Source organism: Gallibacterium anatis DSM 16844 = F 149 (assembly GCF_000379785.1).
Lineage (GTDB): Bacteria > Pseudomonadota > Gammaproteobacteria > Enterobacterales > Pasteurellaceae > Gallibacterium > Gallibacterium anatis.
Window position 1 is genome coordinate 1 of sequence record NZ_KB903728.1, and the last position, 13,502, is coordinate 13,502.

13 protein-coding genes are annotated in these 13,502 nt (G+C 40.3%); 5 read left to right on the forward strand and 8 right to left on the reverse strand.

What is annotated here, in order from left to right:
• Positions 1-235 precede the first annotated feature (235 nt).
• The 5 genes from cgtA to A3EO_RS0109975 all read right to left on the reverse strand — a co-directional run bounded on the left by cgtA (position 236) and on the right by A3EO_RS0109975 (position 3,824).
• Positions 236-1,399 carry an Obg family GTPase CgtA gene (gene cgtA, locus A3EO_RS0109955; RefSeq protein ID WP_018347031.1) on the reverse strand — a complete coding sequence of 388 codons (1,164 nt, stop codon included), beginning with the start codon at positions 1,397-1,399 and terminating at the stop codon, positions 236-238.
• Positions 1,400-1,413: 14 nt separating this feature from the next.
• Positions 1,414-2,361: a DMT family transporter gene (locus A3EO_RS0109960; RefSeq protein WP_018347032.1), complete on the reverse strand. Its 948-nt coding sequence runs from the start codon at positions 2,359-2,361 to the stop codon at positions 1,414-1,416.
• Positions 2,362-2,655: 294 nt separating this feature from the next.
• Positions 2,656-2,826 carry a 50S ribosomal protein L33 gene (gene rpmG, locus A3EO_RS0109965; protein WP_005542835.1) on the reverse strand — a complete coding sequence of 57 codons (171 nt, stop codon included), beginning with the start codon at positions 2,824-2,826 and terminating at the stop codon, positions 2,656-2,658.
• Between the two features lie 11 nt (positions 2,827-2,837).
• Positions 2,838-3,074, reverse strand: a complete 237-nt coding sequence (gene rpmB, locus A3EO_RS0109970; protein WP_018347033.1) for a 50S ribosomal protein L28 — start codon at positions 3,072-3,074, stop codon at positions 2,838-2,840.
• 222 nt (positions 3,075-3,296) lie between these two features.
• A complete protein-coding gene (locus A3EO_RS0109975; protein ID WP_018347034.1) occupies positions 3,297-3,824 on the reverse strand; it encodes a YgjV family protein in 528 nt (175 codons plus the stop codon).
• 191 nt (positions 3,825-4,015) lie between these two features.
• Between A3EO_RS0109975 and kdgR the strand changes: the two genes are divergently transcribed.
• A complete protein-coding gene (gene kdgR / locus A3EO_RS0109980) occupies positions 4,016-4,813 on the forward strand; it encodes a DNA-binding transcriptional regulator KdgR (protein WP_013746213.1) in 798 nt (265 codons plus the stop codon).
• On the opposite strand, the gene kdgK is transcribed toward kdgR, so the two are convergent.
• Positions 4,810-5,724: a 2-dehydro-3-deoxygluconokinase gene (gene kdgK / locus A3EO_RS0109985; RefSeq protein WP_026211103.1), complete on the reverse strand. Its 915-nt coding sequence runs from the start codon at positions 5,722-5,724 to the stop codon at positions 4,810-4,812. The two genes, kdgR and kdgK, sit on opposite strands and share 4 nt — an antisense overlap.
• Before the next feature lie 157 nt (positions 5,725-5,881).
• On the reverse strand, positions 5,882-7,096 hold the full coding sequence (locus A3EO_RS0109990) for a pyridoxal phosphate-dependent aminotransferase (RefSeq protein WP_018347036.1): 1,215 nt from the start codon (positions 7,094-7,096) through the stop codon (positions 5,882-5,884).
• A gap of 146 nt (positions 7,097-7,242) precedes the next feature.
• On the opposite strand from A3EO_RS0109990, the gene A3EO_RS0109995 reads away from it, so the two are divergent.
• Both A3EO_RS0109995 and menD read left to right on the forward strand, forming a co-directional pair.
• Positions 7,243-8,526: an isochorismate synthase gene (locus tag A3EO_RS0109995; RefSeq protein WP_018347037.1), complete on the forward strand. Its 1,284-nt coding sequence runs from the start codon at positions 7,243-7,245 to the stop codon at positions 8,524-8,526.
• A 15-nt stretch (positions 8,527-8,541) separates the two neighbouring features.
• Positions 8,542-10,248 carry a 2-succinyl-5-enolpyruvyl-6-hydroxy-3-cyclohexene-1-carboxylic-acid synthase gene (gene menD, locus A3EO_RS0110000; protein ID WP_018347038.1) on the forward strand — a complete coding sequence of 569 codons (1,707 nt, stop codon included), beginning with the start codon at positions 8,542-8,544 and terminating at the stop codon, positions 10,246-10,248.
• 44 nt (positions 10,249-10,292) lie between these two features.
• On the opposite strand, the gene A3EO_RS0110005 is transcribed toward menD, so the two are convergent.
• On the reverse strand, positions 10,293-11,474 hold the full coding sequence (locus A3EO_RS0110005; protein ID WP_018347039.1) for an MFS transporter: 1,182 nt from the start codon (positions 11,472-11,474) through the stop codon (positions 10,293-10,295).
• A 129-nt stretch (positions 11,475-11,603) separates the two neighbouring features.
• Here A3EO_RS0110005 and A3EO_RS0110010 point away from each other — a divergent pair, with 129 nt between their 5' ends.
• Positions 11,604-12,509 (forward strand): helix-turn-helix domain-containing protein, encoded by a 906-nt coding sequence (locus tag A3EO_RS0110010; protein ID WP_018347040.1) that lies wholly within the window; start codon positions 11,604-11,606, stop codon positions 12,507-12,509.
• A 110-nt stretch (positions 12,510-12,619) separates the two neighbouring features.
• Entirely contained in the window at positions 12,620-13,309 is a 690-nt protein-coding gene (locus A3EO_RS0110015; RefSeq protein ID WP_018347041.1) for a pirin family protein, read from the forward strand.
• Positions 13,310-13,502: the final 193 nt, after the last annotated feature.

Genomic DNA, 13,502 nt, shown 5'->3' on the forward strand with positions numbered 1-13,502 from the left:
GGTATGGGCTATTTTGTCTTATTTATGGCGTCAATTTTACTTGTTTGAGGCATGGGTAAAACAATCAGCGAAAATGACCGCTGGCACCGTTATCTGAAAGGAAAAGCAAGAGAAAAGCGACAAAGTAAAAAAACAAACCCACTTTTATCAAATGATTTTGGAAAGATGGGTTTGTCAGCAGTCTGAGGATAGTGTCAAACACTATCCTTCCTTCTATTTAAATTTTAGACAAAGTTTAAGGTTTATAAATAATCTCCACACCCTCTTCGTCTTCTTCCGACCAATCATCCCAGTCATCGTCATCTTCTTCAACATCCGCCAACTGTTGCTGATGATAATCTTCCCATTTGAATTTAACCTCTTCATTCTCGGCAACAACCGCTTTTTCGCGCGGATTGGCTTCAATAAAGTCCATCACCTCTCTGACCAAATCCGGTACATTGCGCCCTGTCGCGGCGGAAATCAGATAATAATCACCGTCCCAACCGATACGCTCAACAATGTCCGCTGCACGCTGTTGCGCCTCTTCATCACTCAACGTATCTATTTTATTGAAAACCAACCAACGCGGTTTATCTGCTAATTTTTCGCTGTATTGGAACAATTCGGTTTCTATAATCGCAATATTATCTGCCGGATCACTCTCATCAATCGGCAGAATATCCACCAAATGAATCAACACACGACAACGTTCAAGGTGTTTTAAGAAACGCGTTCCCAAACCGGCGCCTTCAGATGCCCCTTCGATCAATCCCGGAATATCCGCAATCACGAAACTACGGTTTGCATCCACTTTCACCACACCTAAACTCGGCACCAATGTGGTAAAAGGATAATCCGCCACTTTCGGCTTTGCCGCCGACACCGCACGGATAAAAGTCGATTTACCGGCGTTAGGCAACCCCAACATTCCAACATCGGCAAGCAGCATTAATTCCAGCTGTAAATCACGTTTTTCGCCCGGCGTACCGTTCGTTTTTTGGCGAGGGGCACGATTCACTGACGATTTAAAACGGGTATTTCCCAAACCGTGATAGCCACCTTTTGCCACCAACAGCTTCATATTATGTTCTGTTAAATCACCGATAATCTCTTTAGTATCGTTATCCACCGCACGCGTACCGACCGGCACACGTAACGTAATGTCATTACCGCGATGTCCGGTGCAGTTAGAACTGCGCCCGTTCTCGCCTCGTCCTGCCGCAAACCGTTTTTCAAAACGATAATCTACTAATGTATTTAAATTTTCATCGGCAATGAGATAAACGTCGCCGCCATCGCCGCCATCGCCGCCATCCGGGCCACCTTTTGGAATATATTTTTCACGACGGAAACTGACACAGCCATTGCCGCCATCACCGGCTTCAACACGAATTAAGGCTTCATCAATAAATTTCATCTTGTTTTAATCTCCTATTGCGTCACAGGACGCTTTTTCAATAATTTATGTCCTAATGCCGAGCATAAAGCGCCTAATACTACAATAAAAGCACCAATATATGCCAAAGTATTTAATTCGGATGCCGGCACAATATCCGGATAGATTCGGTGGAAAGTTTCAACAAACACAATGGTAAACAAAGGCGTTAATGTAATAATTGAACTCACTTTGGACACTTCCCAACGATTTAAGGCTTCGGCATAAGCACCATAAGCAATTAATGTATTTAAACAGCAATAGACTAAACATAATGCTATCGGCCAAGTCAAATTTTCTAATTTAGCCGGATGACTTAACGGTGTAAAAATTAATGAGGCGCCGATATAAAAAATAAATAAAATCTGCTGTGAATTAAAACGGCGTAACAATAATTTTTGTGCAATCGCATAAGAAACCCAAATAATTGCCGCAGAAACACAGATAATAACCCCCTTAGTGTAGGTGGTTAAACTGGTAAACAATTCGACTAAACGGGCGTTAAAGAAAGTCAGTAAGCCAATAAATAAAAGCAATGCGCCAACTTTCTGATTCCAGCTCAATTTTTCCTTAAAAATCAACACACCGGCAAGCATCATAATAAATGGCGACACCTGTCCGAGCACTTGCGAAACCGAAGGATTAATATATTCCAACGATGTGTTGAATAAAATAAAGTTTATTGCTAACCCCAAAGTACCAATCATTGTGATCCAGCGAAAACGCGGATTAAACGCAATGCGAAACTTCGGCATTTTTCCTGTTGCCAGCAAAATGATCGCTAACCCCAGCATCGCAACCAAAAAACGCAACCAGACTATGGTATAACTATCCAAAACAGTTAAAACACGCTGCAATGCAAGCGGCAGAGATCCCCAACAGATCGCTGTCGTCAATGCCAATAAAAACCCTGATAGTGGTCGTTCTACTTGCTTTTGCTTCATCGTTTTTCCTTACTTTCTTCTCTTTCTGCTCAGAATACTCTCAATCTTTTGATGGCTCAATTCAGGAAATACTATACTTTTTTCATCAAAATGCCTAAATGGCTGAAACTCCGTTCATAACGGTAGAATCTTTATATTTGAGAGGAACAATCTCTCGCAAATCAAGGCAATTCATAGAACAATGATTTATCCGTTATTCTGTGAGTTCAAACATTAAAATATAAAAAACTGCACCCATCAGTAAAAACCGTTGGGTGCAGTTAGAATTAAAAAATTTGGCTTACAAAAAAACGATTATTTAATTTTCGCTTCTTTATAAATAACGTGTTTACGAACAACCGGATCAAATTTTTTGATTTCCATTTTTTCCGGCATATTACGTTTATTTTTAGTTGTAGTATAGAAATGACCTGTTTCAGCAGTAGAAACTAGTCTGATTTTCTCACGAGCACCTTTTGCTGCCATTTTTCAGCTCCTTAGATTTTTTCGCCTTTAGCACGAAGATCAGCTAAAACTGCATCGATGCCTTTTTTATCAATAATACGCATACCTTTCGCTGTTAAGCGTAAAGTTACGAAACGGTTTTCACTTTCAACCCAAAAACGGTGGGTATGTAGGTTCGGTAAAAAACGACGACGAGTTGCGTTCAATGCGTGTGAACGATTATTACCAACTGCCGGACGTTTGCCTGTTACTTGACAGACTCTGGACATTTGTAATTCTCCAATAATTAACTAAAGCTTAAGCTCAACGGCTCGGATTACCAACATTCTAATTGGTTTAGATTTGTTAGCTACCTCGTCAGGTATTAAAACCCGACCCGCTACTAACTATATTAAAGGTCGTGGATTATACTCACTTTATCTTGATTTCTCAAGCCTGATCATAAAATACCTGCAGAAAAAGAGAAAAAATATCCCATTTTTCCACCTATTTTAACGTTTCGACACATATTGCCGCTTCTCTCGATTTTGCAACACTAATCGTAAAATAGTAATAGAATTCATCACAATCACTGTCGATTCTAATAAAATTCCACCGAATGAGCCGACTAAAATATTATTTGTCAACCAACAGCCTGATCCCACCAACATCAGTAAACGCATTGGAATACCTTTCAATAAAAAGAGGGAAATTGTGCCAATGGTTGTACCGAAAATCGGAAAAAACTGCCAAAAGGAATCAGCTACTGTATAGCCAAAAACAATCCCTATAATGACAAAGAAAAGTGCCACATATTTTGAAGAAACATAAATCGATGTTGCTGTACGGCACGCCGACAACAACGAACTTAGTGCCGAAACCGACGACCCTAATAAAATAAAATGCGACATATAGGTCAGATTTTGCACCAACATCACAATCTTTAATTTTCTATCGTTACGTTGATAAAAACTCAGCACCCCTAGAATAAAGGCAAGCACGCCCAAAAATTGCGGTAAGTTAAATATCTGTTCCAGCATATCGCATTGATCCTAAAAAGTTTCACATAAAATCAGACTTATTATCCTACCGATAATCATAAAAATAAACCACTGTTTCAATTTTAGTTGAACGCCTACATTACTTATCAATATCAATTATTTGCTTATTTCTAATTCATAATTGATTGTTTATAATCCTATCATCCTATGGTGTTTTAAAGTTTGACAGTATGAAAAAAGAAAATGCACCTGAAGCTGTGGCTTCAGTAATGAAAGTATTCAGTATTTTAGAAATCCTATCGGAACAGAAAGATATCGGAATAACCGAGCTATCTCAGAAATTAATGATGTCAAAAAGTACAACCTATCGTTTTCTGCAGACAATGAAAACCTTAGGTTATGTTTATCAAGAAGATGATAGCGATAAATATGGCTTAAGTTTAAAGCTTTTCGAGCTAAGCGCCAGATCGCTAGAATATGTTGATCTTATCTCTTTTGCGGATAAAGAAATGAGAAAAATATCTAACCAAACCAGCGAAGCTCTTCACTTGGGAATTTTAGATAATCACGAAATTGTCTATCTCCATAAAATAGACTCGCAATATAACCTCAGAATGCAATCCAGAATAGGTAGACGAAATCCATTATACAGCACAGCTATCGGTAAAATATTACTTTCCGGATTTAGCGATGATGAAGTAAAACAAATATTATCACCTGTAAGCTTTGTAAAATCGACTGAAAACACCATTGAGAACATTGAAGATTTAATAAATCAACTACAAATGGTACGGCAGAATCATTACGCTCAAGATAATGAAGAACAAGAGGCTGGAATTATTTGTATCGCGGCTCCAGTTTATAACCGCTTAGGTAGAATTATTGCAGGGCTTTCAATCTCTTTACCAACAATCCGCTTTAAAGAAAAGGATCGCCCATATTTAGTCAATTTATTACAGCAGGCAGGAAAGCACATTTCTGAACGCTTAGGTTTCTATGGCTATCCTGCGCTACAAAACCATAATTAAATTGATGGCATTGCAATTTTTGGAATAATCGCACCTTTGTGTTGAATAACCGTTCCAGCCAACAAATGTCCTGCTTGTGCCGATTCCACAATGGTTCCGCCTTGCAGGCGTTTTGCCAAATATCCGGCACTGAAAGAATCACCGGCAGCAGTGGTATCGACTACTTTTTCCACACGTGTGGCTTCTACTTGATAACGTTCCGATTTAGTTGCTATTACACAAGGTTCTTTCCCTCTTTTCACCACGACTTCTTTCACACCTAATTCCAATGCTTGTTGGATAGACTGCTCATAATCAGTGAAACCGAACAGAGCCTGATCATCCTCAAAGGTTAAAAATGCAATATCGGACAGCGCCAACATTCTTTCGTAAATATGTCTTGTGATTTCAACATTTTCCCATAATGCCGGACGATAATTGTTATCAAAAATCACTGTGATGTCGGTTTGAGCAATAGCATCCAACAACTTTTCTCGATCACAATTCGGTAAAATTGCTAGACTAATACCGCTCAAATAAAGATAAGAATAACCAGAAAGCAGGTTTGCTATTTCGTTGATAGACAAATCTGCCAACCAGTAACGTGCAGCAGCATCATTACGCCAATATAAAAACCGACGCTCACCTTGAGGGTCAGTTTTAATCATATATAAGCCGGGCTGCTTATTGGCAACGACAGCGACCGCAGCAGTATCTATGCCTTCTTGTTGCCAATAATTGATCATCGCCCGGCTTAAATCATCTTGCCCTATTCCGCTAAGATAGGACACTTTTGCTGAAGTACCTAACAATCGAGAAAGGTAAATCGCCGTATTAAGCGTATCTCCCGCAAACCCTTGACGATAACAGTCATTATCGTTCCAGAGTTCAATCATACATTCCCCTAAAATTGCAATTTTTTTCTCCATCATTTTTTCCTTTCTATAAACTGGAATTGAAAAAAGAATAATCCGTTTCTTTATTTTTGAAAAGCTGTTTTATTATTTTTTATGAAAAAATATTTATTGAACTAATGGCAAAAAAATCCCGCTTACTACACTTTTGGCATTAAGCGGGATCAGAAGGAAATTATTGATGATAATGTGTTAAGAATCTGGCAAGTTTGGTCATCGCTTCTTCAATTTGATGAACATATGGCAAGGTGACAATGCGGAAATGATCCGGCTTATGCCAGTTAAAACCACGTCCGTGAACCAACAACACTTTCTCTTGTGTTAAGAGATCAAACACAAATTTTTCATCATCGTGGATGTTATACATTTCTGTATCGATTTTCGGGAACATATACATTGCGCCTTGCGGTTTAACGCAACTCATACCGGGAATTTGATTTATCATCTCATACGCTTTATTACGCTGTTCCAACAACCGTCCGCCCGGCAAAATAAATTCGTTAATACTTTGATATCCACCCAACGCTGTCTGTATGGCGTGTTGCATCGGTACAGTCGCACATAAACGCATTGATGCCAACATATCCAAGCCTTCAATATAGCCGGCAGCCGCTTTTTTCGGTCCGTTAAGCACCATCCATCCTTGACGGAAACCGGCAACACGATAGGCTTTAGATAAGCCGTTCAGGGTAACAGTTAATAAATCCGGTGCTAATGCCGCGATATGGTGATGAACCGCACCGTCATATAAAATCTTGTCATAAATTTCATCCGCAAACACAATCAGTTTATTTTGACGTGCCACTTCCGCTAATTCCAACAATAATGCTTTGCTATAAACCGCGCCGGTCGGGTTATTCGGATTGATGATCACAATCGCCTTGGTACGTGGTGAAACTTTTTGCTTAATATCTTCTATATCCGGAAACCAATTCTGCTCTTCATCACATAAATAATGCACCGCTTTACCGCCGGAAAGCGTTACTGCCGCGGTCCACAACGGGTAATCCGGCATCGGCACCAACACTTCATCGCCATCATTCAAAAGTGCCTGCATTGACATTGTAATCAATTCCGATACACCGTTTCCGATATAAACATCATTGACACCGATATTCAGTAATCCTTTCGATTGATAATATTGCACAATCGCTTTGCGCGCAGAATAAAGCCCTTTGGAATCACAATATCCCTGCGCTGTCGGCAAATTGCGGATGACATCCACCAAAATTTCATCCGGCGCTTCAAAACCGAACGGCGCCGGATTGCCAATATTCAATTTTAAAATCTTATGCCCTTCTTCTTCTAAACGACAAGCCTCTTTATGTACCGGTCCACGAATATCATAACAAACGTGTTCCAATTTATCTGATTTTGGGAAAACATCCATCACTGCCACCTTGAACAATTTATTAACAATAATGACTTACTTTACGCCAATTTTTTCGGCTTAGAAAGATTTTCAAGAACTTTATTTGAAATTACGGTAAAATTACCGCTTTTATAACGTTTGGATAAATAGAATAGCTATTGACAATGGATGTATTGCAACAACTGAAATCATTACTCACTACGCAGATTGCTATTTATCAACCTGATTGCCGACGCTTTGGTGAAATCCAAGCATCCATAGAGGCTTCAAATATTGATCTTATCGCTTGGTTGAAAGGGCAAACCGTATTTCCGCAATTTTATTTGCAACAACGCCAACAGCAATATCAAATTGCTGCGGTCGGCGAGGTAAGCCACATCACCTCATTTACAGAATTAAGTGAATTTAAACAGAATTATCCTCATTTTACGCTCGTCGGCGGCGTTCAATTTCGAGGTGAAGTGAAGTTTATTTTGCCTCGCCTTTATTTGCATTACCAACAACAGACATTAACTGTTAAGTTATTGTTTGATCAACAAATTTGGCAACAGGAAAAACAACAACTGCTGCAAATTCTACAACAATTACCACACATTCAACCTTGTAATGAAATCAAGGCAATGACACCGATACTTCGCCATCAAAGCAGTACGCAATCTCAATGGCGACAGTTAATCCAACGCGCATTAAATACGATCAAGCAGCAGCAATTCAATAAAGTGGTGCTGGCCCGCGAAGCGGTGTTTCATCTCGATCAGCCGCTAAACGGTTATGATTTTCTGGCATTAAGCCGTCAAACTAACCAGCATTGTTACCACTTTGCTGTTGTTGAATCAGCACATTCTATGTTTTTGGGTGCTAGTCCGGAATGTTTATATCGTCGCACCGATTCGCAATTCCAGACTGAAGCACTCGCCGGCACCGCTCCTATTGGTGAAACGGATGAACAACAACGACAATATCAACAATGGTTATTGCAAGATCAAAAAAATCTCGTGGAAAATCAATTTGTTGTTGATGATATTTGTCAAAAAATTCAGCCTTATTGTCAAAAAATTGAGGTCGGCAAAGTGCAATTACGCCAATTACGCAAAGTTCAGCACCTCTGCCATCCGATTGATGCAAGTTTGCAACCGCAACATCAATATTGGGAACCCTTATTTGCATTACATCCGACCGCTGCGGTTGCCGGTTATCCAAGACAAGCGGCATTATCATTTATTAAGAGTAATGAGCCGTTTCAACGTGGCTGGTATGCCGGCGCAATCGGTGTGATCTCGCACGCTTTTGCTGAATTTTGTGTTGGGCTGCGCTCTGCAAAACTCACTCATCAACAATTACATCTCTTTGCCGGTGCCGGCATTGTTAAAGAATCTCAAGCAGATGAAGAGTGGCAAGAAATAGAAAGAAAAATGTCCGGATTGCTCTCTCTGTTTGAACGCAAATAGGATAAGGAGAATACCATGTCTATCAGTACATTTAACCGTTGCTGGTCTAAAGTCATTTTGGAATCACTGCTCCGTTACGGTGTGAACCATATCTGCATTGCACCCGGTTCACGTTCAACACCGCTTACACTCGAAGCCGCACGGTTGCAGGATGAAAGCCGCGTAACCTGCCATACTCACTTTGATGAGCGCGGTTTAGGCTTTTTTGCGCTCGGTTTAGCCAAAGCAACGCAAAAACCGGTTGCCATTATTGTTACCTCCGGAACTGCGGTAGCCAACCTTTATCCTGCCATTATTGAGGCTTACCAAACACAAACTAACCTCATCGTATTAACCGCTGATCGTCCGATTGAATTAATCGAATGTGGCGCAAACCAAGCTATTTTCCAACAAAAAATATTTGCTCACTATCCGATTGCTGAAATTAATTTGCCGAAACCAAGTCAAGATTACAGCGCAAATTGGTTAGTGTCGACCTTAGATCAAGCTTGCTACCAACAACAACTTACGCCGGGTGTCGTTCATATTAACGTGCCGTTCGCCGAACCACTTTATCAAGCGGATGTACAACAAATCGACAGCCATTCGTGGCTACAACCGATTGCTTCTTGGTTACACAGTCAAAAACCGTGGGTGAAACATCCGGAAAATCAAGTTGAAGTGCTGATTCACGAAAATTGGGATCTCTGGCGAACAAAACGCGGCGTTGTCGTTGTCGGACGTTTGCCGTTGGAACAAAGTATGAGTATTAGCGCTTGGGTGAATACTATGGGTTGGGTATTGCTTACGGATGTACAATCTTCTGTTGAGCCGACATTACCTTACGCCGATATTTGGTTAGCCAATAAGACCGTTTTCCAACAGTTATTGCAAGCAGATATTGTGATTCAGCTTGGCGGCGGCATTGTCAGCAAGCGAATTAATCAATTTTTAGCCTCCTTTCACGGTGAATATTGGCTGGTTGATGCTTCACATCGCCGTCTTGATCCGTCACATCATCAACAAACCCGTTTTCACGCCAAAGTGCACCATTGGTTGCGCGCTCATCCGCCACTTAGACAAAAACCGTGGCTGCTGGAACCGTTAGCACTGTCACAATTCTGTGATAATTTTATTGAACAGCAAGTTGGCAGCAATTTAAACGAGGCGTCATTGGCTCATCATTTGGAACGATTATTACCGGCAAACGGCATTCTGTTCCTCGGCAACAGCCTGTTTGTACGCTTAGTTGATGCACTGTGCAAACTGCCGAACAACTATCCGATATACACGAATCGTGGTGCAAGCGGTATTGACGGTTTATTGGCAACCGCCGCCGGTGTTGCCATTGCTCATCAACGCCCTTTAATCGCTTTTATCGGCGACATTTCCGCACTGCACGATCTCAACTCGTTCGCTTTATTCAGAAAGGTCAAATTACCTACCATTATTTTTGTGATTAACAATAATGGCGGGGCGATTTTTGATATGTTGCCGGTGGAAAATGAAGCAAAAGAACAATATTATCGCTTGCCACATAATTTAGAATTCTCACAAATCGCCAATATGTTTGAGCTAAATTATGCACGACCTTATACTTGGGCAGATTTAAGTTCCACCTTAAAAACGGCTTATATGCGTAAATCCGCCACCATTATTGAAATTAAAGTCGGTGCCAGCGAGGGCAGTACAATTTATAAAAATCTGCTGGAACAAATCGCACAAGCGGTTATCGGCGATTAACACTCACATCAAAAGAAAACAGGCTGTCATTGGACAGCCTCTTTTTATTTTGCATCTTTAATCAAAAAACTGAATAACAATGCAATGATACAGATAAGATTCAACACCAACCACGCACTTTGTAGACCATAAATATCCGCTGCCTTGCCAACCAATGGTGACACCATTCCACCAAGCGTGATGCCTAATCCTAAGGTGATTCCTGAAGCAAAACCGACACTTTTCGCTAAATATTGCTGTCCCAACACTACAATTGGACTATATTGCGCAAACAATCCGACACTTAACGGAATCAACAACAACATTGAGAGCCAATAATATTCGCTGTTAGTAAACAGAATCATCGCTGGTACTAAAATCAGATAGCAATAACGGATAATTCTCACAAAGCCGATTTTGTCCGATAAAATGCCACCTAATAACGTGACCACCGTTCCCAAAAAGAAAAAGAGCGACAACGCAAAATTTCCTGATGCAGTGCTTTGATGAAGATGGGTAATCCAGTAAATTGGAATAAAGGTATTCAAGACGGAAAAGTTGATCGATCTTGCCGCGATTATCACGAAAAGTTGGGAAAAACTACGCCAATCGTTACGTTCAATCACCAGTTGCCGCTGTTTAGTCACCTTAACTTTTGCCGAATGGCGCTGTGAAATCGTCATAAAGTAAATAATAGACATTGAAATGGTTAATAGCGCAAAAATGCTTAAGGCATAAGGTCCAATAATGTATGCCAAACTGGCTAAAATCGGACCGACAGCAAAACCGCCATTACCTCCTACCGCAAAATAGCCCATTGCTCGTCCTTTTTTTGCACCGGAGATTCTATTCACCCAACGAGCCGCTTCCGGATGGAAAATTGCCGAACCGATTCCTGCCAACATTGAACAAAACAGAATAGCTGCATAACTATGCACAAATCCTAATGCTGCAATGCTGCATCCGGCTAATGTCATTCCTAACGGAATAAACAAATGATTAGGTCGTTTATCCGCCAAATAACCAAAAAAAGGCTGTGCTACGGAAGCTAACGCTGTATTAGCAAAAATAATAGCTGCCGCCTTTTCATAATTAAGTCCATAAGATGACATAAAAAGTGGCAACAGTGCGGCTAACGAACCCAGTGCGGTATCAGTCATTAAATGGCAAATACCCGGAAAATAGATCAAAAAGCGAGGTTGTTTTTCACTCTCTTCATTCTCAATGGAAGACAATATTGCAGTCATACCAACACCCCATTGTGTAACGACTAAAAATAATAATATGATTTTATCACAATGATACTGCTCAATATTATCGTTAAACCGGCAATAAGTAGTAAAATATCGTCAAAATATAATCTATAGGAAATTCAAATGCACAACGAAAGAGCGCATTACTTAAATATTATTAATGAAAAGAAATTTACCGATTTTCCGTTCCGTGTTGTCCACGTTGGTGATGAAACCCGTTACCCTGATGATAATCACTGTAAAATTATGCACTGGCATCAGGATCTGCAATTTATGTATGTACAACAAGGTAGCATCATTGTGCAGACCTTATCTCAAACCATCGCTGTCGGTCACGGGGAAGGCATTTTTATCAATAAAAATGTAGTGCATTACATCCAACATCAAGCGGACACAATTTATTATAGCTTTGTTTTTCCTGAACATTTTCTTACATTCTATTCCGACTATCCGGCAAAAGAGATGGTTGAACGCATTACTGAAAATGAACATTTACCTCTAGTCCATTTTGTACCAACGATTGCGTGGCAACAGGAAATAATCTCCTTTCTTGAAAAACTCGAACGATTGGAACGAGAAAAATCCCCATTTTATAGCTATGAAATCCTCGTCTGCCTCACTTCGCTTTGGCTAATAATGCGAAAAAATCTAACTTTGCCTGAAAAAGTGGATAGTAACCATCGCTTACGGCAGAAAATGCAGATTTTTTTAAATTATATCAACCAACATTATGCAGAAAATATGACTCTAGCCCAATTAGCCGACAGTGCTAATGTCAGTAAATCAGGTTGTTTGCGCTATTTCAAAATCAGTTTAAACACCACACCATATAACTATTTAGTGGAATTCCGCATTCTCAAAGCATTACAGCTGCTTAAAGACAGTGATGATTCCATCGGCAATATTGCACTTGCCGTAGGATTTCAACAACTTAGCCATTTCGGAAAATGTTTCCGAGCGAAAACCGGGCTTTCCCCACGGCAATATCGAGAACAATTAAAACGGCAATCTATATCCTCAACAGGATAATTATTTCCTAATAAGAAAAGAATAATCAATAAAACTGGTATTTATTTCCTAATAATCACTCTCTACAATACAACACATCAAACAGAGATTAAAAATAAGGGGAAAATATTATGTTATATATCAGAAAAGCAAATGAACGCGGACACGCAAACCACGGCTGGCTCGACTCTCATCACACCTTCTCTTTCGCCGGTTATTATGATCCGAATTTTATGGGGTTTTCTCATTTACGAGTGATCAACGAGGATCATGTGACTCCGGGTCAAGGTTTTGGTACTCATCCACATAAAAATATGGAGATTCTCTCTTATGTTTTAGAAGGGACTATCGCTCACAAAGACAGTATGGGTAACGTGCAACATCTTCCGGCAGGCGAATTCCAGATTATGTCCGCCGGCACCGGCATTACTCATTCGGAATTTAATCCGAGCGACACAGAAGGCTTGCATTTTTATCAAATATGGATTGAACCGAACGAATTAAATATTAAACCTCGTTATGATCAACGAGCCTTTCCGGCGCAAGAAGGAGCTACGCTCATCCTTTCACCAACAGCAGAAAACGGTTCATTTAAGGTGTATCAAGATATGAAATTGTGGCGTTATCAACTTTCCGCCGACAAAACAGAACAAATTACCTTGAACCACGACCGGCACTATTGGTTGCAAGTAGTGAAAGGCGATTTGACAGTAAACGGTGAAAACGTCCATAGCAGCGACGGCATTGCCATTAGCCAAGAAACATTGCTTGAAATCACCACCAAAACCGATGTCGAGTTTTTGTTGTTTGATTTGGTGTAAAACTAAAAACCTAGGCTCTTGCCTAGGTTTCAGACTGCTGACAAACCTCTAGACATACCTCTAGAGGTTTGATCTAATAGGCATATCGAAAAAAGGAAATGCCTATGCTCAAAAATACACCCTCACTCCAATATGAAATCGAGATGATAAGTCTCGAACAACTCGTTCCAAAAGACCACCTTGTCCGTAAAGT